Consider the following 22,963-nt stretch of genomic DNA (forward strand, 5'->3'; position numbering starts at 1 on the left):
CCGCGTCACGCCCGTGCGGCGCCACGCACCTCCAGCCCGTCGAGCAGCTTCATCGTGGCGGCGGTGATCTCGTCGACGGCCCGGTCGAAGACCTCCTGATTGTGCGCGGCGGGCGCCCGGAACCCGGACACCTTGCGTACGTACTGAAGGGCGGCGGCGCGCATGTCCTCCTCGGTGGCTTCTTCGGGGATGGCCGGCGGACGTAGGGTCTTGATGCTTCGGCACATACCTCCAGTGTGTACCGCACCACTGACAACGGCTTCGCCGCTCCCCACCGCCCCCGTGGCTGTTCCTCACCGCCCTGTGCCTCCCGCGCCCAGCCGGTCACGGCGCGTTGACGGTGACGATGTGCCCCTGGGCATCAACGGTGAGGGCCACGCGCTCGACACGATTCGTCACGGCCACCCCCAGCCACACGACGCTCCACAGCATGCAGGAGAAGACCGTCAGAATGGCGTGCAGCACATGGTTCACCGGCTGCCCGCGCACGAGCACCACCTGCGCCCCGGACCGTGACTCCACGCGCCACCCGCTCGCGATCCGCTGGTTGACCACCCAGTCGAGGATGAGACCGCGCTGCGTGGCATCGGGCGGCTCACCGTTCGCGGTGTAGTAGCCGGGAGGCGGTTCGATGGAAGCGCATCCCCGTCGCACACGTCGGAGCTTCACGGGGATCACCTCCAGGTTTCGAGGTCGCCGCCTCGCCACTCGATCAGGTCCGGCTGATCCAGTTCCACGGCCTCATCCTCGCCCGCGGCGAGTCCGGCCTCCCTGAGCAGCGCGGCGACATCGCCCCGCCCGTGCGCCAGACCCACGATCTGACCGCGCACGGTCACTCGCCGCCCACCGGTCGGCGAAGGCGGATGAACGATCACGGGCGGATGTCCGGCCATGCCTCCACGGTGCCCTGAGCACAGCCGGACCGCATCCCGGCGGGGAGGGACCGTGCACCGGCCGGAACGGCGGCCGGTCCGTCCTGGTCACCCGTCGTACCGCCGGGCAGCGGATTCATCGGCCGGTGGTTCGCCGTGGAGATAGCGGCCCGGGGACGTCCCCACCGTCCGCCGGAACGCCGCGAGGAAGGCGCTCGGTGTCGCGTACCCCACGATGTGCGCGACCCGGGAGACGGGCAGGCCCTCGGCCAGGAGCGGAAGGGCCGCACGCAGCCGCACATGGGTGCGCCAGCGGTCGAAGCTCATTCCGGTGTCATGGACGAACAGCCGGGTCAGGGTGCGTCGGCTCACCCCGACGGCCCGTGCGTGCGCCTCCAGGCTCCGGAGGTCCGCGGGATCGACGAGCAGCGCGTCGGCCACGGCGCGTACGCGGTCGTCGGCGGGCTCCGGCACATCGATGGGTACGGCGGGCAGCGGGCGCAGGAGGTCCAGCACCACCGCCTCGCCCCGCAACCGCTCGTCGTCGGCCAGGTCGTCCCGGCCGAGGTAGCCGATCAGATGGGCCAGCAGCCCGTCCACGCCGACCGGGGTGGGTTCCGTCCAGTTCTGATCGCACCGGTCCGGTTCGAGGTAGAGACTGCACAATGTCGCGTCCCGGGTCGCGCCGGTCCGGTGGACGACCCCTGCGGGCAGCCACAGCGCCCGTGTGCGTGGCAGGACCCAGTAGGCATCACCGACGGCGACCCCGAGCACCCCGCGCCGCGCCCAGGCCAACTGGTGCTGCGGATGACTGTGCGGGACGAACCACTGCCCGGACACCAGCGGAAGGCTTCCGACAACGATCGCGCCGACCCCGGCGGGAACGGCCGACACAACGCCCTCAGTCATGTGCCCCACGGTATGTCCTCAACGCGAAATGGCCTGGCACTACGGCGGATTGGGCCCCGCACGGGTGCCCGTGCCCGACCGGCTCCGGGCCGCGTCCGGTCCTCGGGGGCCGGATATCGCGTTGGCGGCCTTGCCCGGCGGACGTTACGGCATGATGGGGGCATGGCGTTGTCCACGGCGTTCACGAAGATGCTCGGTGTGCGGTATCCGATCGCGCTGGCTCCGATGGGCGGGTCCGCCGGCGGAGCGCTGGCGGCAGCCGTCTCCCGCGCCGGCGGATTCGGGATTCTGGGCGGCGGGTACGGGGACGCGGAGTGGCTGGCCCGTGAGGTGCCGATCGCCGCAGGCGCGGGGAAGCCGTGGGGCATCGGATTCCTGACCTGGGGTATCGGTCTCGCCGCGGTGGAGACGGCGTTGGCCCACGGCCCTCGCGCGGTGATGCTGTCCTTCGGCGATCCGAGCCCGTACGCGGAGCGGATCCGCCGGTCGGGGGCTCTGCTGATCCTTCAGGTCACCGATCTGGAGGAGGCCGGACAGGCCGTGGACCTCGGCGCCGATGTCATCGTGGCGCAGGGAACGGAGAGCGGCGGACACGGAGCCGCACGCGGCCGGTCCACCCTGCCGTTCGTGCCCGCCGTGGTGGATCTCGCGGGTCCGGTGCCGGTGCTCGCGGCGGGCGGGATCGCGGACGGACGCGGCGTGGCGGCGGCCCTCGTGCTGGGAGCCGCCGGAGCACTCGTCGGCACCCGCTTCCAGGCCACCACCGAGGCCCTGGTCGATCCTTCGATCACTGCGGCGATCATCGCGGGCCGGGGGCAGGACACCGAGCTGAGCACCGTACTGGACATCGCACGCGGCTCCCGCTGGCCGTCGAAGTACCCCGCCCGCACCCTCGGCCACCCCTACCTGGACCGCTGGCGCGGCCGGGAGGCCGAACTCGCCGCCGACCCCGGGGCCCGTCAGGAGTACGAGGACGGCGTGGCACGCGGCACGGTGCCCCCACAGCCGGTCTGGGCGGGCGAGGCCGTCGACCTCATCACCGACCTGCCCTCGGCGGAGACCGTGGTCACCACCATGGCCGCCCAGGCCCAGGAGGCCCTGGCCAGAGCGGCGCACGACTGACAGTGAGGATGTGACGCGGCCGGCGGTGGTGACGCTGCGGGTACGGGTAAGAGTCGGGCACGGGCACGAGAGCCTCCGTGAGCGTGGCCCGGTGGGGCGGCCCTGCGTGCCCGGCTGGGTACGTCTCCAGCCGCCGCCGACCGATCCGGATGCGCTGGTGTGCCGCCGGGATGGTGTGCCCTGTCCGAGTACGTCGCCGCCGCCAGCCGCGTTGGATCCCAGCCGCCGGAAGTACCCGTGACCCCTGCAGCAGCATGACCGTCACCGGTAGCATCCGGGGCAGTGAAATCAGCAGTTCTTGTGGTCTGGACGCGTAAACCCGCAGGTCAGGAATTGTGGTCCCCGCAGGTGCGGGGATGGTCCCTCGCCTGCTGCGTCACGTGACTTTGCAAAACCGTGGTCCCCGCAGGTGCGGGGATGGTCCCTCAACAGGGTGCCGTGGTGTGTGGGAGTCGTCGTGGTCCCTGCAGGTGCGGGGATGGCCCCCGATGGCCGAGAAAGACCGCTCCGTACGCGGGTGGTCCCCGTACGCGCGGGGATGGTCCTTCACGGGGCGGCGCTCTCGTTCGGCCTGGCACGTGGTCCCCGCACGCGCGGGGATGGTCCCGTCCAGATCGGTGACGACTTCAAGGAGCCGGAGTGGTCCCCGCGTTGCGGGGGTTGCCCCCTTCGCCTTCGGGCGGAGGGGGCTTTCGTGCTGTCTGGGGTCAGGCGTCGGCCGGGGGCTCGGGGTGCCGGGCAGTTGTCGTCACTGCGTCCAGGGCCAGGTGCCAGGGGTAGGCGAGCCGCTCTCCGGGCTGGTTGGGCACGAAGCCGCGCTCGCCGTACAGCACCGTCACCCCGGCACCGCGCAGTGTCTCCACCGACCGGTCGAAAGCGGGGTGCTGCACGTAGGCGACGTTCACGCACGGCATCGCCACGATGGGAATTCGCTTCCCGATGCCCTCCGCGAGGACCCCGACGACGAAGTTGGACGTCAGGCCCAACGCCCACGAGTTGACGGTGTTGAACGTGGCCGGAGCGGCCAGGATCACGTCCGCCTTCGGCCAGACGTCAGGCTCTCCGGGCCGCTTGTATTCCGACCGCACCGGGTGCCCGGTCAGCTGCTCCAGGCTCGGCAGATCCGCCTCCAGCCACCGGGCCGCTGTGGGCGTCAACCCCAGGCACACATCCCACCCTCGGGCCCTTGCGTTCTCGACGACCTCGGCAACCTCGAAGACAGGCGGGGCAGCCGAGCCAAACAGGTACAGAGTCCTCATGCAGTCAGTCGACCACACAGGCAACCGCCCCCGAACCGGGCGGTATCGGGGGCGATGCAGGATCCAGCGCGCAGGCGCGCGGGTACCGTTCCAGATGTCGAGTCAGGAACGGAGACCAGTATGCCCAGACTGGACGACGACCACACAGGTGCCTGCCCGGATCAAAGAGCAGCGGAAACTCGCCAGGCTGACCCAACGGCAGCTCGCGAACCTGCTGCCGTACTCGTACAGCCTCCTCAATCAGGTTGAGTGCGGCGCGAAGCCAGCCAACTTGGACTTCTTGGCGGCTGTGGCCCATGCCCTGCGGATCGACGTCACCGTGCTGACGGGACAGCCCTACGTGACCGAATTGCAGCAGGACCGCCTCGCCGAACTGGTCCGCCCGATCCGTGAAGCCCTCGACCTGTACGACCTGGGGGCCGACGACGCCATCCCCGATCGACCTGCCGAGCAGCTCATCGCGAACGCCGAAGACCTCTGCGCCCAGGTGCGAGCAACGCACCTGCGGAACGCTGCCCGGCTCCTGCCCGCCACCATCTCCGAGCTCACCACCGCAGCCTGGCGTGCGCAGTCAACGGAGCTGTGGCAGGCCCTTGCCTCGACGTACCGCACCGCGCACGACATCTCGGTGAAGCTCGGCTACTACGACCTCTCCAGCGTCGCCCTGGACCGTATGGACTGGGCGGCACAGCGTGCCTCTGACCCGTGCCTGGCGGCTATCCGTCAGTACATGCGGGCCCTGGTCTACTTCCGTGAAGGCGAGTACACGATCGGGCAGCGCCTCGTCGCCGCCGGGCACAGCATCGTCGGTGCTGCCGAGCAGACCAGGGAGTCCATGGCGGTCACTGGACAGCTCCATCTCGGGGCGTCCGTCATCGTCGCACGAGCCGACCAGAAGTCGGCAGTCGACACCCACATTGCCGAAGCGTGGCAGTGTGCCAAGGCGACGGGCGACGCGTCCGACGTCCACTGGCTCAGCTTCGGCCCGACCAACGTGGCCCTGCACAAGATGTCGGCTGCAGTGGAGATGCGGCAGTACGACGAAGCGCTGAAGCAGGCGCGAAAGATCAGGATCCCGGCCGGTCTTGCCACGTCCAGGCGCGCCCACTTCCTGATCGACCGGGCGCGCTCCGAGATGGAGACCGGCCGGACCGAAGCCGCCCTCGGCAGCATCATCGACGCCCGCCACACGGCGCCCGAGCAGACCCGATACCACCCGGGGGCCAGGGAGACCATCACCGGGCTCGTGCATCTCTCCCGCCGCACGCCGGACACCCTTGGCCACATGGCCGCGTGGATCGGCCTGTAGGACACTCACTCGCTGACCTGCCAACGCTCACGAAACTGTGAGCGTTGTGCTGTTCCCTGCGGGCCACGCTGGTCTCACCTGATCAGCGACGAGCCGGGGACGCCACGATGACCGTGAAGGACCTACCACCAGTCAGCACACTGTCGGAGCAGCAGCAACGTGGTACGGCGTGTACGTGGTGCGCGACCCCACTCGGCACCGGCCTAGGTGTCGACCTCGGCGAGCAGCGGGTCCGGCCTGCCACCGGTGCCGCGTACTCGTGGTTCCCCCGTGAGTGCCTGGACGCGCTGGCCTGTGCGGGGCGGAGGGTGGCCCGGTGAAGACTGCCGCCGCCGGGCAGCGCCCCGGGTACCGGTCGCCGGAGTGCAGGGTCGCCACTGACCGGTCCTGGCCCGCAGGGCACCAGCACTGCCCCGGTAATCGCGCCGTCGTCGTGGGCGGGGCCGTCGCGGAGCGCCTGCGCTGTGCCTGTGTCTGCCACGGAGCGCAGAGGAGCGAGGGATGAACTGTCACCACCGCAACGGTGTGCACCCGTTCCCCGTCGAGACCGCGACCATGGCCCGCTGCCCCGAGCACGGGATCACGCTCCTGTGGCGCGGCGACCCCATCACCAACACCGAACTTGCCGAGGCCGCCGCTGCGGAGACCCGGCTGGACGACCTGTTGGCTATGGCCGAGGAGTTACGCAGCGACACGCACAGCGCGCACTGCCGAGCTGCTGCCCTGCCGCACCTGGCGGACGGGCACACCCACCGGCGGGCTGACTGCGCCTGCCTCTGCCACAGCTGACCGGCCATAAGGCTCACGGGGAGGCGCGCCCGCCCCTCCCCGCCCAGTGGCCTACGTGCCGTGGGCACGGATTCTCGCCCCTCGAACGAGCGGCGACGGACGTCCGCCCCCGGGAAATGTGGATTCCGAGTGGACCATGACCACGGGAAGACCCCCCACCGCGGTTGGGGGACCAAGCAATCTTTAAGCCTGCGGCCTATCCCTGGTGGGCGCGGACAATTTCGAACCGCCAGAATCTACTGGATAGGTTCGGCCAGAGCAGGTCGCGCACCATGACGGCCCCGACCTCGGCTGCTGTCCAAGGTCCTCCAGGACTGCCGTTGTGCACCGCCGTTGACGTTGGCAGTGGATATCAGCTCATGAGTTCGACTTCTGCACACCAGCCCTGGGCTGTAGCGTCAGCGCTTCAGCAGCGCGCCTGTCGTCTGCGTGCTTCTGCTCTATGGAGGCTCGCAGCTCCCCAGGGGTCGGCCATGGCGCGCGTCGATGGATCATGCGGTGACAGTTGGCGCAGATGAGGGCGAGATCGCTGAGCTTGGTGCGGCCTTCGCCGGCCTCGTGCAGCGGAACGACGTGGTGGCACTCGATGTACCCGCTTCCGCGGTCACCGTAGACCTTCTCGAAGTCGAAGCCGCATGCCTCGCAAGCGAGCTGGCGGCCCTGGCGCAGCACCGCATCGATCTTCCTCTTGCGCAACCCTTTGTCTCGCTCGCGGCTCCTGTGGCGGCGTATCAACAACCTGCCCTCGGGCGCGCTGTAGTCGTCTTCCGCCTCGGCCTCCGGGGGCAGCTCCAGGAATTCGCCGGAAGTGAGGCCGCGCCGGATGCGCTGGGCCACCTCCGCCATCTGAGCCGGCCGGGCGCGGAAGTCGTTCATGACTTCGACATCGAGCGCGTTGCCGTTCGTGGGCTTTCCTGAGTAGTCCGGGTGCCGGGAAGTTATGTCAACCGTCTTGCGAGCTACGCCGTTGGGGTTCCGGAACAGCTCGTTCCGTAGTTCCTCAGGATGGATCGGCATGGTCTGCAGCAGCGCGGACAGCTCGATCACGCGTGGGTCGTTGAACTCCAGTCGCTTCCATCCGTTGGCCATCGCCAAGTCGCAGGCCAGGATGATCTCGTCACGCGTCCAGTCGGGGCTCCGGGAGGAACGGATCACGAAGCCGAGTCGGGCGAGCCACCTTGCGGCGTGCGACCTTCCCCCACTCAACTCATCCGGCCTCAGCTCCCGGCCTTGATCGAACTTGTGGGCCACGCCGGCGATGGCCTTCGAGTCGTATGTCCGGCCCTCATGCAGGAGGAGGTACCCGGTCGCCGGCTTGTACCCGTACGTGGACAGGAACCGGTCACGACCCAACTCGTCATACTCTGCAATAGCTTTGAGAACACCGTCTTGGCTGATCGCACCTTTGCGCATGGCAGAAGCGTACGGTCCGTCACTGACAGTCGGTCAGATGACGACGCTCTGCCCAGGTCGAAGCTGGTTGGGACAGGAGCCCACGACGCTCGCCGCGATTGTGCTGGCAACCGCGAACGGTGCCCCACCTCCCGGTCTTCACCATGCCCATGATTCCGCCGGGGCATAGTCAGATCGCTGTCACGATGAACATCTACGCCCACGTCATCCAGGACACCCAGCGTGAGGCCGTAAGCCACCTGGACCGCATGCTGAAGCGGCAGCGGCCCGACCGTGGGTGACCGCGCCCGTTGATGTCAGAAGTGGATGTCAAAGACCCCCAGCCATGATCGGCTGGGGGTCTTTGTGCTGGTGGGCGCGGGCAGTTTCGAACTGCCGACATCTGCTTTGTAAGAGCAGCGCTCTACCCCTGAGCTACGCACCCGTGGATGAGGCAACAGCGTACATGGCCCGGGGCCCCGGCTCACAAACGGTTCCACGGCCCCGGGTCCCTGCGGCGATGTCGTCCCCGGGCGGCGGGGGGATAGCCCTACCCCGGAGACGGTAGCCGTCCGGATTCCCGGTGGTGGGGGCGGTGCATACGGTGGAGGCCGCACCGGCAGCAGCGCCGCGGCGGGCGGCAGCGCTCGGCGGCATCATCCTGGGGGAACGATCACCGTGGCATTCCGTACCGGTTCCGGCAGTGGCGGCAGTGGTGACAGGGGTGGCAGGGGTGACAGGGGTGACAGGGGCACTCCTGCCACCCCTGGGGGCCGTGCGGGATCGCGGTCCCGTGGGGCTGTTCTGGGGCGGGTGTTCGTCGTGGCCGGTGGGGTCGTCCTGCTCGCCGCGGTGCTCAGCGCCTGCGGGGGTACGAATCTCGACGATGCTCCGGTCGAGCGGAAGTCGTTCGGGCTCACGGGCAGGACGCTGACCATCGCGGCCGAGAACTCCAGCGTCGAGCTCGTACCCGCCGATGTGCGGCGGGTGGAGGTGGAGCGGCAGGTCGACGGGTGGGTGATGCTGGGGAGCGGGCCCGATCCCGTCTGGAGGATGAAGGGCGACACCCTGACGCTCGGGGTGACCTGCGATGCCGTGAGCAGCGACTGTGTCTCCCGGCACCGGGTGAAGGTGCCTCGCGATGTGACCGTGAAGGTGGACGCGGACAACGGTCGGGTGAGTGCCTCCGGGTTCGCCACCCCTCTTGAGCTGTTCTCCGACAACGGCGGAGTCGTCGTCCGGGATGCCCGCGGGCCGCTGAAGCTCGGCAGCGACAACGGGTCCGTCCTCGCGGAGAGGATCTCCGCGACGTCCGTGATCACCCGCTCGGACAACGGATCGGTCCGGCTGAAGTTCAGCGGTGTGCCGGATCTGGTGGACTCCGTGACCGACAACGGAGGCGTCACCATCGACCTGCCCGCCGGAAATCCGGCGTACGCCGTGAGTGCCACGACCGACAACGGCACGGTCTCCGTGGACGTGCCGCGCAGCGACACCAGCACCCATGTGGTGAAGGTCCGCACCGACAATGGACAAGTCACCGTGCGAAGCGCGAACTAACCGGCCCGTGTGTTCGTCCTTACCTGGTGGGAGAATGTACCGGGCAGGGCGAAACGGCACGGGAGAGGGATGTGACGGCGACACACGCGCGGCCGCAGGTTAGAGCGGGTGGGAGTTCCGCCGTCCAGGGGTTCCGGGACGTCCTGGCGCTGATGCTGCTGCCGGTGCCCCTCGTCGCCGCCGTGCTGCCCGCGTCGTTCGCCGGTGGCGGTACGCGCCGCTGGTTCGGCGGGCGCGGGGAGAATCAGCGCGCAGACGCCCAGGCGGCGAAGGACGCTGCCGCCGAGGCCTTCTACGAGCTGGACACCGCTCAGCGCGATCTCCAGATCTCCATCGAGACGATCACCGCGGTCGACAGTTCCTCGCGCGGGCGCAAGGCGGCCGAGGACTTCGCCGCTCTGGGACGTCGTATCGACGAGGTCAGCCACGCGTACATCACCGCCGTCGACGCGCACGACCTCGACCGGGACGATCTGGAGCCGTCCGTCGCCGCCCGTGCCCGGACCGAGCTGACCCGGGCCAAGGACGACCTCGTACGGGTCAAGGGCGAGCTGGACCGTTTCGCCCAGGGGCTGGGCACCCTGCTCGGCAGTGCGGAGACCCAGCTCGCCCGGCTCGCCCCCGCCGTGGAGCGGGCCCGGCAGGCGCTGCTCGGTGCCAGCAACGCTCTCGACGCGGTACGCGCTTCGGGGCTGCGGGCCGACGACCTCGCGACCCGGCTGGCAGCCCTCGCCCCGGAGCTGACCAAGCTCAACCAGGGAGCCGGACGGCACGGTGTGGCAGAGACACTCCAGCGGGCCGACACGGTGCTGCGTGACGCGGAAGCCGTACGTGCCGAGGCCGAGCGGCTGCCGGAACGGGCCGCCGAGATCGACCGGCGGCTGGTGTCGCTGCGTACCCGGGCCCAGGCGCTGACCACACGCGCGGGGTCGGTCGAGCCGGTGCTCAGCGAGCTGCGCCGGCGGTTCACGGCCGCGTGCTGGCAGGACCTCCAGCCCGTCCCGGAGCAGGCCTCGGTGAATGTCCGGCAGGCCGAGGAGAAGCTCGCGGAGGCCGCGAAGGCCCGCGAGGAGCAGCACTGGGCCGACGCGACCTCCCGGCTGAGCACGGTCCGGGCCCTGCTCAACGCGACCGATGAGGCGGTGTCCGCCGCCGGTGACCGGTTGCAGCGGCTGGACGCCGTGGCCAAGGACCCGCAGCAGGAGATCCAGCGGACCCGGTTCGCCGTCCGGGACGCCCAGCGGCTGGCCATGGCCGGGCGCAACACGCCCGATCCGCGTCATGCCCGTCCGCTGGACGACGCCGTGGCCCGGCTGGAGCGTGCGATCAGTGGCCTTGAGGGGCGTCACCCCGACTACTGGCACTTCCTGACCGAGACCGAAGCCGTGCGGCAGACCGCGGCCCGGGTCGTCTCCGAGATCCGCGAGGAGCGCGGTGCCGGCGGCTGAGCAGCGTTGGAGGCTGAGCGGCGCCGGCGGTCGAACGGTTGAGTGTCGGTGGCGGTTGAGTGGCGGCGGGGGCTGAACGGTGCTGGAGGCAGTCGCCGGGCACGTCGCTGTGCGGTTCCGTGGCTGAGCAGCCCGCACCGGCCCCGGCCCGCCACGCCGTACCCCGCCCCCGCTCGCCCCGCCCCGCCCTGCTCCACAGCCCTGCCAGCCGATTTGTACGGTTGTCCTGCGTGGCCGATCCTGGAAGTGCCCGCCCTCATGGAGGCCGAAGGAGCGCGACATGGCCATACACGCACCTCACCTGGGACGGCCGCATTCCGTTCGGCGCCGCACCGGCACCCGGCTCGACGAGCATCTGCCGGTCGACCACCGGCTCAGTCAGGTCTACCGGATCGGCGCGGGGCTGACCGGGCTGGTGCTGCTCGCCTTCGGCATCCTCGGGCTGATCGACAAGGTCGGCTTCTTCGACACCGGCGGCGACACGGTCGCGGGCCTCAACACCAACGGTGCGCTCAGCGTGCTGTCCATCTGCGTCGGGCTGCTGCTCTTCGCCGGGATGGTCATCGGCGGCAACTTCGCCTCGACCCTCAACATGGTCCTGGGCATCGCCTTCATCCTCAGCGGGTTCGTGAACCTCGCGCTCCTGGACACCGGGCTGAACTTCCTCGCGTTCCGCATCCAGAACGTGCTGTTCAGCTTTGTCGTCGGCGTGATGCTGATGTTCTTCGGGATGTACGGGAGGGTCAGCGGCGGGCTGCCGCACGACAACCCCTACTGGCGCGCCCGCCATCCGGAGCAGGCCGCATACGAGGCACGCCGCAGGCGCCCGCCGCTGGTCATGCCCGAGGCCCGGAAATAGGGGTCCGGTGCCCGGGGACGCGCCGTCCGGGGCCGGTTCGGGCGTAGCCCCGTACCGGCGTTGGCTTTAGCCTGGGGCCATGCCTCGCTATGAATTCCGCTGCCGCACCTGCGGAGACACGTTCGAACTCAGCCGTCCGATGGCCGAGTCCTCCGACCCCGCCGCCTGCCCTGCCGGGCACGACGACACCGTGAAGCTGCTCTCCGCCGTCGCCGTGGGCGGGTCGGCCGCGCCTTCCGCCTCCGGTGGCGGAGGCGGTGGCGGCGGTGGCTGCTGCGGCGGCGGGTGCTGCGGCTGACCCCCGTACGTGTAGGAGCGGCCCCCGTACGCGTATCGGGCGCGCCCCGCGTACGCGTACGGGCGCCCCGCGTACACGTAGGGCCAGCCCCTGTCGGCGTACGCCGGTCGCGACGGTCCCGTACGCGTACCACCGGCCCCGTACGGGCGCGACGGGACTATCCGGGCACGCCCCGAGCGGCTGAGTCCGCTCCGGAATCCGCCCCGGAATCCGCTCCGGAATCCGCTCCGGAATCCGCTCCGGAATCCGCTCCGGAATCGGCCGACCGCGCCGCGCCCAGGAAGCGGCGCAGGATCTCCTCGCCCGCCGCGATCCCGCGCTCGTCGAGTACGTCCACGTGCGGAGCGCTCCAGCCGCTGTCGGCGAGTTCGCCGTGGCCGGGGCGCCAGGCGCGGTCGGCGGCCAGCAGCAGGTCCGCGTCGAGGAGCGAGTCACCGGCGGCGAGGGTGAGCGTCGCGCCGCAGCGGCGGGCCACCTCCCGCATCGCGGCACTCTTGGTGAGGGGCCTGGGGACGGCGTAGATCTTCCGGCCCTGGAGCGAGACGGTCCAGCCCCGGCTGTCCGCCCACCGGGCCAGTTCCTTCACCCAGCCCTCGGGCAGCAGCGCGCGCTCCACGACGAGGTAGGCGAAGAGGTCCTCGGCGACCCGCTCCTTGAGCAGCCATGCCGGGTCGGCCGCCGCGACGAGGTGGGCGCGGACCTCGGCGAGCGAGGCGCACTCGTCGGCCAGGCGTCCGGCCACCTGTGCCTGCCAGTCCGGGTCGGAGACCCCGTCGACCAGGAGGTGTCCGCCGTTGGCGCAGATGGCGTAGCGCGGAGCCGGGCCGGGGAGCCGGATGCGGTGGTACTGCTCGCGGGTGCGGGTGGTGGTCGGTACGAAGACCGTCGAGCGGGCCACGTCGTCGAGGAGCCCGGCCGCCGTCTCCGTCACGTACGACAGGGGCTTGTGGTCGTACACCTCCACGCAGAGCAGCCTGGGCGCCTCGGCGTCCGGCATCGTGAGGTGGAGCGCTCCGGCGGAGTAGATGAGGGTGCGGTCGAGGTCGCTGGCGACCAGCGTCGGGGCGGTGGTCACTTCTCCGTCACCGCCCTGCCGTCCGCGCCGGTAGCGCCCTTGGTGTACCGGGGGTGGATCAGACCCACACAGGTGTACGGGAGTTCGTCGACCTCCTCGACGGGGACACCGCGCTGTTCGGCGAGGAGCCGGATGTGTTCGAGGTCGGCGCCCGCGCCGCGCCTGGCGAGGATCTTCCACGGGACCCGGCGCAGCAGTACGCGCGTGGTCTCGCCGACGCCCGGCTTGACCAGGTTGACGTCGTGGATGCCGTACTCCTCGCTGATGCGCTCGACGGCTTCCCAGCCCTCCCAGGTCGGCGCCCGGTCGGCGGTGAGGAGTTCCTTGACGTCGGCGTCGACCTCGTCCGCGACCTCGTCGAAGCGTGCGGCGACCGTGTCGAGGAAGTGGCCGGACACATCGGAGCCGGCCAGCTCCCGGTAGAACTTGGCGCCGTGGAAGTCGTGGGGGCCGACCAGGTCGGCGCGCAGCACCGTACGGGAGATCAGGCCGGAGACCGTGGAGTTGAGGCAGGCGGACGGGATGAGGAAGTCCTCGCGCGTGCCGTAGGTGCGCACACAGCCGCCCGGGTCGGCCAGGACCGCGATCTCCGGGTTGAAGCCCTCGAACTCGGCGAGTGCCGCCGCCAGTTCGCGGGTGATGGCGCCCTTCCCGGTCCAGCCGTCGACGAACACGACGTCGGCCGGGTCGTGGTGGGCGGCCAGCCAGCGCAGGGCGTTGGCGTCGATGCCCCGGCCGCGCACGATGGAGACGGCGTAGTGCGGCAGGTCGAGGCCGTGCCGGTGCTGGGCCCAGCGGCGCATCAGGACGCCGACCGGTGTGCCGGCACGGGCCAGGGAGACGAGCACCGGGCGCGGTCCGCGCTCCGCGAGGACCGTCTCGGTGACGGTGCCGACCGCTCGGGCGATGCGTGCGGCCGAGGTGTCCAGGGCCGCCTCGAACAGGGCCTGGTACTCGGGGCTGGGCTGGTACTCCACGGGCAGCGACTCGGCGTAGTGCGCGCCACCGCTCTGTATCGCCTCCTCGCGCTCCTCGGTGGGCGCCTCCAGCTCCGTGCCCGAGAGGTCCTGGAGCAGCCAGCCGATGTCGGCGGGCGCGTAGGAGGAGAAGTCGGGGCCGCGCAGGGGCTCGGGCAGCATGGGGGGTTCCTGCCGGTCGGGGGCGTGCGCGGGAGCGCGTGAGGGGATGTACGAGGGGACGACGGCAAGCAGCACCCGGCCGGTGTGGGCCGCCAGCCGGGCGAGCAGGCCGTCGGGGGCGTGCAGTTCGGGGGTGTCGGCGGTGGAGTCGACGACTGCCACGACGGCGTCGAAGCCGGCCCCCGCGACGTTGTACGCGTACCGGTCGCCGGGGCCGTCCGCGGGGTTGTCGTGGGCCGGGAAGACCAGCCGGCTCCGTATCGCGTATCCGGGGTCGTCCACGGCCAGGACGGGCGAGCGGGTCGTGGTCGAGTAGCGCACCTCGGCGTCGGTGAGCGCCTCCAGCGCGGTGCCGAGGCGCAGCGGCGCGTACATCAGCTCCTCGAAGCCGAGGACCAGTACGCGGCGGGCGTCGCCCAGCGCGTCGGCGATCCGGGCCGCCATGCCGGGGAGGGCCGGTTCCAGGAGCGCCCGGTGAGCGGGGGTGAAGCCGTGCCGGCCACCGTCCGGGACGCCGGTGGGCCACTCCAGGGGTATCCGGGTGCAGGGTGCGGGCGCCGGAGCCGCTGTCGCCGGAGCCGGGGCCGTCGCTGCCGCTGTCGCCGAAGCCGGGGCCGTCGCTGCCGCCTCCGTCACGGTGGCTGCCGACTCCCCCTCCGTCACCGTGGTTGCCGGCTCCGCCGCCGTCTCCATCACGTCCGTCGCAGCGGCCGTCTCCTGTTCCGCCACCAGCGCCTGGCCGCGCTCCAGGACTCCGTCCGGCAGGCCGACCGTCCCGGAGTTCCGCGCCACCAGGTCCACCCGGGCGCCGATCTCGGCGGCGAACGCGTTCAGCCGGTCATGGTCCTCGGGCGCACGCATGTCCACCAGGGCCACGATGACGTACCGCTCGCGGGGACACAGCTCGTGGAGCACGCGAATGGTGTTGAGCACGGTGTTGCCGGTCGAGAACTCGTCGTCGACCAGGACCAGCGGTGCGGAGGTGCCTGTGGTGCCGGGGCCCGCCAGCAGTGTCCCGTCCTCCGGCAGCAGCAGGTGCGACGTGGCGTGCGAGTGGGACTCCTCGAATCCGCCCGCCCTGGCCACTCCCGCCACCGGGCGCCGCGTCGAGTGCAGATACGGGGCGGCCCCGAGGCCGTCCGCGACGGCGTGGCCGAGGCCGGTGGCCGTTTCCGCGTAGCCGAGGACGACCGCGCGGCCGGCCTCGGCGTCACCCAGGAGCGCCCGTACCCGCTCGCCCAGCTCGACCCCGGCGCCGTACACCACCGAGGGCCGCTGCGGCACATGCTTGCCCAGCACGTTCGACACGAGCAGATGCGCCCGTTTGGGGTTGCGGCGCAGGGCGAGGCCCAGCATCTCCGGGAGCTCCCGGTCGCCGATCAGTTCGACTCCCAGTCGCTCGGCAACCCAGCTGCCCGACCACACCACGTCCACGGCCTCTTCTCCCGTCGCGCGCTCGCTCATCGATGCACGCTCAGTCCGCCGGCCCGGCGGCCAGCAGTTCCACGAAACCGACGTCTTCCCTCGCCACACCGAAGACCTCGGCCCGCAGCAGTGTCCGCTCGGCCCAGGCCCGGTGCGGCTTCACTTCGTTCATCTTGTTCGTGTACGCGGAACGCAGTACACCCCCGCCGCCGCTCTCCGGCCGCAGGATGTCCTCCGCGTCACTGAACTCCTCGTGACTGACCACCGACAGCGCGTGCACGGGGGCCACGTGCGAGGGGTGGATGCACGTCTTGCCGAGCAGTCCGTTGGCCCGGTCGAGCCCGATCTCGCGCAGCAGGCCGTCCAGGTCGTGCTCGATGAGTGCCGTACGCAGTTCCTCGGCGCGGCCCTCCAGGAAGGGGCTGCGGCGGAGCTGCGGTTTGAACATGCGCTCCTGGACGCGGAAGTACTCCCACACCGGTCCGGTGATCGTGAAGCCCGTGCCGTCCGCCCGGCCCAGGACATTGACGACATCGCCGATGACGGCACTGACGATCTGGACGTCGTACGCCGTCATGTCGGGCGCCCGGCGCAGACCGTAGGCCGAGCAGAAGTCGGTGACGCCGAGCCGCAGGGCGAGGACCCGGTCCCGGTACTTGTCCACGGAACGGGCGATTCCGCGCAGGGTTTCGCTCCGCGTCTCCAGATGCAGCAGCTCGGGCGATTCGAGAACCGGCATGGCGAACAGCCGCTGCCCGCAGGCCGCCTCCGCCGCGGAGAGGGCTTCCAGGAAGAGCCCGCCCCGTTCCTCCGTGAACTTCGGTAGTACGAATCCGGACAACATGCGGACCGAGGCGCCGAGCCGGTCGACCAGGTCGGTGATCTGACCCGGCTCGCGGACCCGGATGAAGAGCAGCGGAATCTCGTCGGACGCCTCGGCGAGCGCCGTGAACTGCGTGACGAGGTTCGCCTCGGCGTCGGCCACCTCGGCGTCGTTAATCGAATCCTCCAGGCAGAGCACCATGGAGACGACGCCGCGCCGGACCTGCTTGATCACATCGTCGGCGAGTGCCGGCCGGGTGGCCGGAGAGTAGAGCGTGGCCCCCAGGGCGACCGAGAGCAGCCTGGCGGGCGAGTCCGCGTTGAATTCGCACGGCTCGCGAAGGAACAGACCCTCTCGGGCGGCGGGCGAGATATGCCCGAAATGACGCATTGGTTTCCCCCGAACTGCCTGACCGGCCGGACGAATGTATGGCCGGTAATAGTACGTATGGACGGGTGTCAACAGTTCCCCATGTGCATGAATTTCCGGTTACCCGCCCATTGCCCCCCTGCGCCGCCAGGTATCGTCACGCCTCTCACGGGCTCCCGCCGGGCCCATGGACTTGTGCCCCCCGCGTTGTCCGCACGGGCGCCCAGCAGGCAGGATGACGGGCATGACGCACGCGATGCTGAAGGGCTCGAACGTCCCCCTCGACGCCATGGCCGTACGGGCCGTGCTGCGCTGGACCCCGGGGGCCGGGGTTCCGGATGTAGATGCCTCCGCCCTGCTGCTGGGCGCCTCCGGCCGTGTGCGCTCCGACGAGGACTTCGTCTTCTACAACCAGCCCCGGCACCCCTCCGGCCTGGTACGGCGGCTGCCCAAGCGCAGCGTCACCGATGGGCTGACCGACACGATCGAGGCGGATCTGAGCGCGCTCGATCCCTCGGTGGACCAGGTGGTCATCGCCGCCTCCTCCGACGGCGCGGCCTTCCAGCAGGTCCGGGACCTGCGGATTCTGCTGTTCGACGCCGCCTACGCGGACGGTGAGCCGCTGGCCGTGTTCGATGTCAGGGCGGAGACCGGGGAGGAGACCGCCATCATCTGCGGCGAGCTCTACCGGCGCGGGGAGGGCTGGAAGTTCCGGGCGGTCGGACAGGGGTATCCGACCGGTCTGATCGGGCTCGCCACCGCCTTCGGGATCTCGGTCGACGAGTCGGAGGCACAGGCGCAGGCGCAGGGCCGGGCCGACACGGCGGCACAGGCGCAGGCGCGGTCCGAGGGACAGACGCAGGCCACCGCCCCCGAGGAAGCCGCACACGGGCCGTACACGGCCCACCCGCTCGGCCCCGACTCCCATGCCACGGTCCAGCACCACCAGCCCTCGTACGGCTACCCACAGCCCGTCTCCGCCCCGCCCGCGTACGGCTACCCGCAGCCCGGACCGGCTTCCGCCCCGCCCGCGTACGGATATCCGCAGCCCGAGCCCGCCGCCGCGGCGCCCGGATACACGCCCGGATACGGCTATCCGCAGTCCGAGCCCGCGGCCGCCCCGTCCGGATACGGCTACCCGCAGCCCGCGGCGGCCGCGGCGCACGCACCGGATCCGCACTTCACGCTGCCCCCGCAGGGCCCCCAGTTCGTCCGTTCCTGAGCCGCCGGGCCGCTGAGCACCCGGACCACGCGTCCGGCCGCCGGTCGGCACCGGTGCTCAGGTCCGGGTTTTGTAGCCGCGCCCCCACTGCATCCCGAAGCCGTACATCCGGTCCAGCTCCGACTGGAAGCCGTAGACGAATTTCACCTCGCGCCGCACGATGAGCTCGTCCTTGACGTTCTCCACGGTGAAGACGGCGCAGGAGCGGGCCTGCGGGGCGCGCTCGTCCAGCTCGATCTCGATCCGCGGGCCGTTGCCCGGGTAGAGCGTCACCTTGGCGTGCGTACGGTCGAACGCGGGCGTCTGGTCGTAGATGTAGACGAAGAACAGCAGCCGCTTGATCTGGTCGCGCTGGTCGAGATTGACGTAGACCGTTTCCCCCGACGGCGCCCCGAAGCGGTCGTCGCCGCTGAGCCTGATGTACGGCGGGGCGTTCAGATCGCCTATCAGGTTGCCCAGGGGCTGGACGACTCCCTTGGTGCCGTCCTGGAGTTCGTACATGCAGCCGAGGTCCAGGTCGACGTTGACCATGCCCTGGGTGTGCGCCTGGACCACATCGGGCTTGAAGAGCTTGAACGGGCGCAGCAGCGAGCCGCCCTCGCTCGATCTGCCGGAGATGTCCGAGCTCCGCATCCGCCAGGACAGGTTCACCCGGAGGTTGCCGGAGAGCGCGCCCTGTTTGTTCAGCGAGACCGTGGCGTTCCGCTTGGAGAGCACGATGGAACTCGTCGCGGAGTTGCCCGACTCGAACTGTGCTGCGCGCCCCGGCCACACGCCGTCGAAGAAGCCCATCCCAACCCCCATATGAATCGTGGCGCGGCCGCTGCCCGGCCCCCGCCCCCGCACGTACCCCTGCTGTCCCTGCTGCCCCGCTGTCCCCATGGCGCCGCAGAGCGCACGGCGGCCACCGGGGCACATGACCGCGGGGCGGCCACCGGGCCGGGTCCGGATTTCGCCGGAGAGCCGTCGCCGTGTGGGCCGCCCCGCAGAGAGCGTTCCTCAATACCTACCGGGTCACACCCCGGAGGAGACTTCCGCCTTGGAACCGGAGCTGTCGCCCCCGTCGCCGCCGGCCGCGGCGAGCGCCTTGTTGCGGCGGACCGAGGACCAGAAGGACCAGGCGATCAGCACGACGCCGACGGAGCCGGTGATGAACTCGTTGATCTCGTACTGGATGGTGACGAGCAGGATGGCGGCCAGCGCGCCGATGGCGTAGTGGGCGCCGTGCTCCAGGTAGACGTAGTCGTCCAGCGTGCCCTCACGGACCAGATAGACGGTGAGCGAACGGACGTACATGGCACCGATACCGAGGCCGAGGGCCATCAGCACGATCTCGTTGGTGATGGCGAAGGCGCCGATGACACCGTCGAAGGAGAAGGACGCGTCCAGGACCTCGAGGTAGAGGAACATGAAGAACGCGGCCTTGCCGGCGAGGCCGACCGCGGAGACGGACTTGCCCGCCTTCTTGGCCTCTTCCTCGGCCTCGTGCTCGCGATCTTCCTCCTCTTCGAGCTTGTTCTCGAAGAAGCCGGAGAGCCCGCCGACCACGAGGTACGTGATCAGACCCGCGATACCCGAGAGCATGACGGTCGACGCCTTGTCCGCGTGCCCGCCACCGTGCTGGTGGGCATGGGTCGCGAACGTCAGCGCGGTGATCAGCAGCACGATCAGCGCGATGCAGACCGACAGCATGTCGACCTTGCCGAGCTTGGCGAGCGGGCGCTCGATCCAGCGCAGCCACTGGATGTCACGGTCCTCGAAGATGAAGTCGAGGAAGATCATCAAGAGGAACATGCCACCGAAGGCGGCGATCGACGGATGCGCGTCCGTGACCAGTTCCTTGTACCTGTCAGGGTCGTTGAAAGAAAGATCGATCGCCTCGATCGGACCGAGCTGTGCACTGACGGCGACGATCACGACGGGGAAGACCAGCCGCATACCGAAGACCGCGATGAGCACACCCACCGTGAGGAAGATCTTCTGCCAGAAGGCATTCATCTTCTTCAAAATTCCGGCGTTGATCACCGCGTTGTCGAAGGACAGCGAGATCTCCAGGACCGACAGGATCGCCACAATGCCGAATGCCTGCCACCCCCCGTAGAACGCCGCTGCGACCAGACCGATCGCGGTGACCGCGAACGACCAGCCGAAGGTTTTCAGAACCACTGGCTACCCCATCGTGTTATGTAAGGGTCTCCCCAGGTGTGTACGGGGCTCCCCCGCGCCGTGCGCGGTTTTACGAAACGTTGACCCCGAAGTCTAGAGCGATACCTCTCAGCCCCGACGCGTACCCCTGCCCCACCGCACGGAATTTCCACTCGCCGTTGTACCGGTAGAGCTCTCCGAAGATCATCGCGGTCTCCGTCGAGGCGTCCTCGCTCAGGTCGTAGCGCGCCAGTTCCTGGCCGTCCGCCTGATTCACCACACGAATGAAGGCATTGCTGACCTGCCCGAAGGTCTGCCCGCGATTGTCCGCCTCATGGATCGAGACCGGGAAGATGATCTTGTCGCAGTGGGCGGGTACCTGGTCGAGGTGCACGATGACCGACTCGTCGTCGCCGTCGCCCTCACCGGTGAGGTTGTCACCGGTGTGCTCCACGGAGCCGTCCGGGCTGGTGAGGTTGTTGTAGAAGACGAACCACTCGTCGCCGAGCACCCGTCCCGACTGGCACAGCAGCGCGCTGGCGTCGAGGTCGAAGTCGGCTCCGGTGGTGGACCGTGCGTCCCAGCCGAGCCCGATCAGCACCTGGGTGAGGTTGGGAGCGGCCTTGGAGAGGGAGACATTGCCTCCCTTGGCGAGCGTGACGCCCATGTGTGTCCTCCCCGAGTCGTTGGACGATGTCGCCGGACGCTCGGACGCCCGGGTGAGCGAGGGCGCGTGCGCGCCCGGTTCACGAGCGCGTGCGCGCCCGGATGGCGGGCGGGTGAACGCCCTGTTGAGCACGTCCGGCGCCGCACACATCGTGCGGCGCCGGACGGGGTGGTGCTGATGGCGGCTCAGCGCTGCCGCGGAGCTGTCACCGGGCGTCGGTCAGACGTTGACGCCGAAGTCCTGCGCGATGCCGCGCAGACCCGAGGCATAGCCCTGGCCGATGGCGCGGAACTTCCACTCCGCCCCGTTGCGGTACAGCTCGCCGAAGACCATGGCGGTCTCGGTCGAGGCGTCCTCGCTCAGGTCGTAGCGCGCCAGCTCCGTGTTGTCGGCCTGGTTGACCACGCGGATGTACGCGTTGCGCACCTGGCCGAAGCTCTGCTGACGGCTCTCGGCCTCGTAGATCGAGACCGGGAAGACGATCTTGTCCACATCGGCCGGCACACCGGCCAGGTTCACCTTGACGACCTCGTCGTCACCCTCGCCCTCACCGGTGAGGTTGTCACCGGTGTGCTCCACGGAACCGTCGGGGCTCTTGAGGTTGTTGAAGAAAACGAAATTCCCGTCGTTTCCGACCTTGCCCTCGGCGTTCGTCAGCAGGGCGCTGGCGTCGAGGTCGAAGTCACCACCGGTGGTGGTACGGGCATCCCAGCCCAGACCGACGATGACCGCGGTCAGGTTGGGCGCGGCCTTGGTCAGCGAGACGTTGCCGCCCTTGCTGAGGCTGACTCCCACGAGTCCTCCCATAGGTTTTCAGGGGCCGGCAGACACCAGCGTCCCCGTCGTGCGTTGGTATCGGATCAACGATTGGATCCTAGTGACCGGTTCCCTGCCAAAACAGGCTTTTGGCCGGGCGTCGCGATTCCGGGTCCGGAGCCCCGCGATTCCCGGGACCGGAGCCTCACGGATCCGGGGATCGGAGGCTCACGGATCCGGGGATCAAAGGCTCACGGATCGGATCGTCGCGGCTCCGGGATCAGATCGCCGCGAGCGCCGCGATGTAGTCCTTGAGGTCACGCGCGTCGGGCAGACCGTTGACCACGGTCCAGCGGACGACGCCCTCCTTGTCGATGATGAAGGTGCCGCGCACCGCGCAGCCCTTCTCCTCGTCGAAGACGCCGTACGCACGCGAGGTCGCGCCGTGCGGCCAGAAGTCGGAGACCAGCGGGTACTCCAGGCCCTCCTGCTCGGCGAAGACCCGCAGGGTGTGGATGGAGTCGTTGGAGACGGCGAGGAGCTGGGTGTCGTCGTTCTCGAACTGCGGCAGCTCGTCCCGGAGCGCGCACAGCTCACCCGTGCAGACGCCGGTGAAGGCGAACGGGTAGAACAGCAGCACCACGTTCTTCTCGCCCCGGAAGTCCGAGAGCCTCACGGTCCGGCCGTGGTTGTCCTTCAGCTCGAAATCCGGGGCCTGGGTGCCGACCTCGATCGCCATGGAACGCGTCCCTTCGCTACGTCACCGCTTGACCGGACTGAGCCGTCCGGGTGGCACCCACCCTACGCATGGGCGGGGCGACGGCACGTACGAAGGCCCCCGGGGGCGTGATCGCCGCCGGGGGCCCCGGGTGATGAGAGAGCGGGTCAGCGCTTGCCTTTGGCCCCCTTGGGGGTGACCAGACGGCTGCCCGTCCAGTCCTTGCCCGCACTGATGCTCTTGGTCTGAGCGAGGCCGGCTGTCTGGGCAGCCTCATTGATGTCGCTCGGTTCGACGTATCCGTCACGGCCGGTCTTCGGCGTCATCAGCCAGACCGTTCCGCCGTCCTCAAGCAGACCAATGGCATCCACCAGCGCGTCCGTAAGGTCGCCGTCCTCGTCACGGAACCAGAGCAGGACGACGTCGGCGACGTCGTCGTACTCCTCGTCGACGAGATCCTGGCCGGTAGTGGCCTCAATGCCCTCACGGAGCTCCAGCTCGACGTCGTCGTCGTAGCCGATCTCCTGGACCACTTGTCCGGGCTCGAACCCCAGGCGTGCAGCCGGGTTGGTCCGCTCCTCCGCGTGGTCCGCGGTCGCGCTCACGGGTTGCCTCCTGATCATGTTTCGGAAAATGCTTCAGCCACGCGCGTGCGCGGGGCGTTGGCCGTAGTCCACACGGGCTCGGCGAATCGCGCAAGTACCCAGCGTCCGAGACCGCCTAAACGGTGACGTTCCCTGCCACGTCACCGCAACTCCGGGCGGTCTCCCTCGGGGCCTTCGATGTCGCCCAATCCGTATACGTCCT

Annotated in this window: 22 protein-coding genes, 1 tRNA gene and 1 pseudogene; 8 read left to right on the forward strand and 16 right to left on the reverse strand. The window is 69.8% G+C overall.

The genetic code is table 11. The features are described 5' to 3' along the window. Window positions 1-5 precede the first annotated feature (5 nt). The 4 genes from ACIGJO_RS02825 to ACIGJO_RS02840 all read right to left on the reverse strand — a co-directional run bounded on the left by ACIGJO_RS02825 (window position 6) and on the right by ACIGJO_RS02840 (window position 1,781). Entirely contained in the window at window positions 6-227 is a 222-nt protein-coding gene (locus ACIGJO_RS02825; protein ID WP_399951060.1) for a DUF2277 domain-containing protein, read from the reverse strand. Window positions 228-324: 97 nt separating this feature from the next. Then, complete coding sequence (locus ACIGJO_RS02830) at window positions 325-669, reverse strand: hypothetical protein (RefSeq protein WP_399951063.1); 345 nt, start codon at window positions 667-669, stop codon at window positions 325-327. A gap of 5 nt (window positions 670-674) precedes the next feature. Beyond that, window positions 675-893: a hypothetical protein gene (locus tag ACIGJO_RS02835; RefSeq protein WP_329943374.1), complete on the reverse strand. Its 219-nt coding sequence runs from the start codon at window positions 891-893 to the stop codon at window positions 675-677. An 87-nt stretch (window positions 894-980) separates the two neighbouring features. Continuing rightward, the gene (locus ACIGJO_RS02840; RefSeq protein WP_399951068.1) at window positions 981-1,781 is read right to left on the reverse strand and encodes a helix-turn-helix domain-containing protein; all 801 of its coding nucleotides are present in this window, start codon (window positions 1,779-1,781) and stop codon (window positions 981-983) included. A gap of 162 nt (window positions 1,782-1,943) precedes the next feature. Between ACIGJO_RS02840 and ACIGJO_RS02845 the strand changes: the two genes are divergently transcribed. After that, window positions 1,944-2,903 carry an NAD(P)H-dependent flavin oxidoreductase gene (locus ACIGJO_RS02845; RefSeq protein WP_399951071.1) on the forward strand — a complete coding sequence of 320 codons (960 nt, stop codon included), beginning with the start codon at window positions 1,944-1,946 and terminating at the stop codon, window positions 2,901-2,903. Window positions 2,904-3,610: 707 nt separating this feature from the next. Here the strand turns inward: ACIGJO_RS02845 and ACIGJO_RS02850 are convergent. After that, on the reverse strand, window positions 3,611-4,162 hold the full coding sequence (locus ACIGJO_RS02850) for a flavoprotein (RefSeq protein ID WP_399951074.1): 552 nt from the start codon (window positions 4,160-4,162) through the stop codon (window positions 3,611-3,613). Between the two features lie 120 nt (window positions 4,163-4,282). On the opposite strand from ACIGJO_RS02850, the pseudogene ACIGJO_RS02855 reads away from it, so the two are divergent. Next, a pseudogene (locus ACIGJO_RS02855) lies at window positions 4,283-5,471 on the forward strand (helix-turn-helix domain-containing protein). Between the two features lie 501 nt (window positions 5,472-5,972). Next, the gene (locus ACIGJO_RS02860) at window positions 5,973-6,260 is read left to right on the forward strand and encodes a hypothetical protein (protein ID WP_399951077.1); all 288 of its coding nucleotides are present in this window, start codon (window positions 5,973-5,975) and stop codon (window positions 6,258-6,260) included. A 357-nt stretch (window positions 6,261-6,617) separates the two neighbouring features. Here ACIGJO_RS02860 and ACIGJO_RS02865 read toward each other — a convergent pair whose 3' ends face one another. After that, a complete protein-coding gene (locus ACIGJO_RS02865; protein WP_399951080.1) occupies window positions 6,618-7,673 on the reverse strand; it encodes an HNH endonuclease in 1,056 nt (351 codons plus the stop codon). Window positions 7,674-8,022: 349 nt separating this feature from the next. Then, window positions 8,023-8,097: transfer RNA gene (locus ACIGJO_RS02870), tRNA-Val, on the reverse strand. A 368-nt stretch (window positions 8,098-8,465) separates the two neighbouring features. Here ACIGJO_RS02870 and ACIGJO_RS02875 point away from each other — a divergent pair. The 4 genes from ACIGJO_RS02875 (at window position 8,466) to ACIGJO_RS02890 (ending at window position 11,817) form a co-directional block, all read left to right on the forward strand. Next, entirely contained in the window at window positions 8,466-9,212 is a 747-nt protein-coding gene (locus tag ACIGJO_RS02875; protein WP_399951083.1) for a hypothetical protein, read from the forward strand. Between the two features lie 71 nt (window positions 9,213-9,283). Next, the gene (locus ACIGJO_RS02880; RefSeq protein WP_399951086.1) at window positions 9,284-10,660 is read left to right on the forward strand and encodes a hypothetical protein; all 1,377 of its coding nucleotides are present in this window, start codon (window positions 9,284-9,286) and stop codon (window positions 10,658-10,660) included. 280 nt (window positions 10,661-10,940) lie between these two features. Next, window positions 10,941-11,519, forward strand: coding sequence for a DUF4383 domain-containing protein (locus ACIGJO_RS02885; protein ID WP_399951089.1), 579 nt, complete (start codon window positions 10,941-10,943; stop codon window positions 11,517-11,519). 79 nt (window positions 11,520-11,598) lie between these two features. Continuing rightward, complete coding sequence (locus ACIGJO_RS02890) at window positions 11,599-11,817, forward strand: zinc ribbon domain-containing protein (RefSeq protein WP_351863199.1); 219 nt, start codon at window positions 11,599-11,601, stop codon at window positions 11,815-11,817. Window positions 11,818-11,974: 157 nt separating this feature from the next. Here ACIGJO_RS02890 and ACIGJO_RS02895 read toward each other — a convergent pair whose 3' ends face one another. Genes ACIGJO_RS02895 through ACIGJO_RS02905 form a run of 3 tightly spaced genes read right to left on the reverse strand, consistent with a single transcriptional unit; the run spans window position 11,975 to window position 16,669 of the window. Next, window positions 11,975-12,892, reverse strand: a complete 918-nt coding sequence (locus ACIGJO_RS02895) for an HAD family hydrolase (RefSeq protein ID WP_399951094.1) — start codon at window positions 12,890-12,892, stop codon at window positions 11,975-11,977. After that, window positions 12,889-15,495, reverse strand: a complete 2,607-nt coding sequence (locus tag ACIGJO_RS02900; RefSeq protein ID WP_399951097.1) for a phosphoribosyltransferase — start codon at window positions 15,493-15,495, stop codon at window positions 12,889-12,891. The genes ACIGJO_RS02895 and ACIGJO_RS02900 overlap by 4 nt, the downstream gene beginning before the upstream one ends. A 10-nt stretch (window positions 15,496-15,505) precedes the next feature. Further along, complete coding sequence (locus ACIGJO_RS02905) at window positions 15,506-16,669, reverse strand: HpcH/HpaI aldolase/citrate lyase family protein (RefSeq protein ID WP_399951100.1); 1,164 nt, start codon at window positions 16,667-16,669, stop codon at window positions 15,506-15,508. 214 nt (window positions 16,670-16,883) lie between these two features. Between ACIGJO_RS02905 and ACIGJO_RS02910 the strand changes: the two genes are divergently transcribed. Beyond that, window positions 16,884-17,870, forward strand: coding sequence for a TerD family protein (locus tag ACIGJO_RS02910; RefSeq protein WP_399951103.1), 987 nt, complete (start codon window positions 16,884-16,886; stop codon window positions 17,868-17,870). A 57-nt stretch (window positions 17,871-17,927) separates the two neighbouring features. Here the strand turns inward: ACIGJO_RS02910 and ACIGJO_RS02915 are convergent, their stop codons facing one another. From ACIGJO_RS02915 to ACIGJO_RS02940, 6 genes are all read right to left on the reverse strand, one after another. Continuing rightward, a complete protein-coding gene (locus ACIGJO_RS02915) occupies window positions 17,928-18,662 on the reverse strand; it encodes a Tellurium resistance (protein WP_399951106.1) in 735 nt (244 codons plus the stop codon). A 222-nt stretch (window positions 18,663-18,884) separates the two neighbouring features. After that, window positions 18,885-20,036: a DUF475 domain-containing protein gene (locus ACIGJO_RS02920; protein ID WP_399951109.1), complete on the reverse strand. Its 1,152-nt coding sequence runs from the start codon at window positions 20,034-20,036 to the stop codon at window positions 18,885-18,887. Between the two features lie 70 nt (window positions 20,037-20,106). Further along, window positions 20,107-20,682, reverse strand: coding sequence for a TerD family protein (locus tag ACIGJO_RS02925; protein WP_329943392.1), 576 nt, complete (start codon window positions 20,680-20,682; stop codon window positions 20,107-20,109). A 219-nt stretch (window positions 20,683-20,901) separates the two neighbouring features. Next, on the reverse strand, window positions 20,902-21,477 hold the full coding sequence (locus ACIGJO_RS02930; RefSeq protein ID WP_266930369.1) for a TerD family protein: 576 nt from the start codon (window positions 21,475-21,477) through the stop codon (window positions 20,902-20,904). Between the two features lie 241 nt (window positions 21,478-21,718). Then, the gene (locus ACIGJO_RS02935) at window positions 21,719-22,177 is read right to left on the reverse strand and encodes a peroxiredoxin (RefSeq protein WP_399951113.1); all 459 of its coding nucleotides are present in this window, start codon (window positions 22,175-22,177) and stop codon (window positions 21,719-21,721) included. A gap of 146 nt (window positions 22,178-22,323) precedes the next feature. Beyond that, the gene (locus ACIGJO_RS02940) at window positions 22,324-22,761 is read right to left on the reverse strand and encodes a DUF3052 domain-containing protein (protein WP_266930372.1); all 438 of its coding nucleotides are present in this window, start codon (window positions 22,759-22,761) and stop codon (window positions 22,324-22,326) included. Between the last annotated feature and the right edge of the window lie 202 nt (window positions 22,762-22,963).

This window comes from Streptomyces sp. NPDC079020 (genome assembly GCF_044542225.1).
GTDB lineage: Bacteria > Actinomycetota > Actinomycetes > Streptomycetales > Streptomycetaceae > Streptomyces.

What these genes read in the sequence shown, in the direction of transcription:
- ACIGJO_RS02825 (WP_399951060.1), bottom strand. Translation starts at nt 227, where the DNA reads ATGTGCCGAAGCATCAAGACCCTACGTCCGCCGGCCATCCCCGAAGAA.
- ACIGJO_RS02835 (WP_329943374.1), bottom strand. Translation starts at nt 893, where the DNA reads ATGGCCGGACATCCGCCCGTGATCGTTCATCCGCCTTCGCCGACCGGT.
- ACIGJO_RS02840 (WP_399951068.1), bottom strand. Translation starts at nt 1,781, where the DNA reads ATGACTGAGGGCGTTGTGTCGGCCGTTCCCGCCGGGGTCGGCGCGATC.
- ACIGJO_RS02845 (WP_399951071.1), top strand. Translation starts at nt 1,944, where the DNA reads ATGGCGTTGTCCACGGCGTTCACGAAGATGCTCGGTGTGCGGTATCCG.
- ACIGJO_RS02850 (WP_399951074.1), bottom strand. Translation starts at nt 4,162, where the DNA reads ATGAGGACTCTGTACCTGTTTGGCTCGGCTGCCCCGCCTGTCTTCGAG.
- ACIGJO_RS02860 (WP_399951077.1), top strand. Translation starts at nt 5,973, where the DNA reads ATGAACTGTCACCACCGCAACGGTGTGCACCCGTTCCCCGTCGAGACC.
- ACIGJO_RS02865 (WP_399951080.1), bottom strand. Translation starts at nt 7,673, where the DNA reads ATGCGCAAAGGTGCGATCAGCCAAGACGGTGTTCTCAAAGCTATTGCA.
- ACIGJO_RS02885 (WP_399951089.1), top strand. Translation starts at nt 10,941, where the DNA reads ATGGCCATACACGCACCTCACCTGGGACGGCCGCATTCCGTTCGGCGC.
- ACIGJO_RS02890 (WP_351863199.1), top strand. Translation starts at nt 11,599, where the DNA reads ATGCCTCGCTATGAATTCCGCTGCCGCACCTGCGGAGACACGTTCGAA.
- ACIGJO_RS02900 (WP_399951097.1), bottom strand. Translation starts at nt 15,495, where the DNA reads ATGAGCGAGCGCGCGACGGGAGAAGAGGCCGTGGACGTGGTGTGGTCG.
- ACIGJO_RS02905 (WP_399951100.1), bottom strand. Translation starts at nt 16,669, where the DNA reads ATGCGTCATTTCGGGCATATCTCGCCCGCCGCCCGAGAGGGTCTGTTC.
- ACIGJO_RS02910 (WP_399951103.1), top strand. Translation starts at nt 16,884, where the DNA reads ATGACGGGCATGACGCACGCGATGCTGAAGGGCTCGAACGTCCCCCTC.
- ACIGJO_RS02915 (WP_399951106.1), bottom strand. Translation starts at nt 18,662, where the DNA reads ATGGGCTTCTTCGACGGCGTGTGGCCGGGGCGCGCAGCACAGTTCGAG.
- ACIGJO_RS02925 (WP_329943392.1), bottom strand. Translation starts at nt 20,682, where the DNA reads ATGGGCGTCACGCTCGCCAAGGGAGGCAATGTCTCCCTCTCCAAGGCC.
- ACIGJO_RS02935 (WP_399951113.1), bottom strand. Translation starts at nt 22,177, where the DNA reads ATGGCGATCGAGGTCGGCACCCAGGCCCCGGATTTCGAGCTGAAGGAC.